Source organism: Rhizobacter sp. P2_H2 (assembly GCF_056403375.1).
In genome coordinates, this window is the sequence record NZ_JBFUFP010001724.1 from 1 (window position 1) to 670 (window position 670).

Genomic DNA, 670 nt, shown 5'->3' on the forward strand with positions numbered 1-670 from the left:
ACCAGCCGGTGCGCCGCCGCGACGTGCAGGACGTGTTCCTCGGCACCGGCCTCGGCCCGCGCGCCTACGCGATCATCGGCCAGGGCACCATCAGCCGCATCATCGAGAGCAAGCCCGAAGAGCTGCGGCTGTTCCTCGAAGAAGCGGCCGGCGTCTCCAAGTACAAGGAACGCCGCCGCGAGACCGAGAACCGGCTGAAGGACACGCGCGAGAACCTGACCCGCGTCGAAGACATCCTGCGCGAGCTGAACGCCAACCTCGACAAGCTGGAGAAGCAGGCCGAGGTCGCGTCGCGCTACCGCGGCCTGCAGGAATCCGGCACGCTGAAGCTGCACCAGCTGTGGTTCCTGAAGCACCGCGATGCCGCCAGCGAGCAGGAGCGCGTCAAGAAAGAGGTGCTGGAGGCCACCAACGGGCTCGAAGCCCGCATGGCCGAGCTGCGCCACGGCGAGGCCGAGCTCGAGACCATCCGCCAGGCCCACTACGCCGCGAGCGACGAGCTGCACACCGCGCAGGGCGCGCTGGCCGAGGCCTCGCTCGAGGTGAGCCGGCTCGAGGAACGCATCCGCTACGTGGTCGAGGGCCGCCAGCGCGTCGAGCAGCGCCTGGCCGAACTGAAGGCGCAGAGCGAGCAATGGGCCGAGCGCTCGCAGCAGGCCCAGGACGAGCT

General features: G+C 69.7%; 1 pseudogene. It reads left to right on the forward strand.

Going from position 1 to position 670, the window contains the following annotated elements:
* A pseudogene (locus AC1D15_RS35850) lies at window positions 1-670 on the forward strand (chromosome segregation protein SMC); the annotation flags it as partial.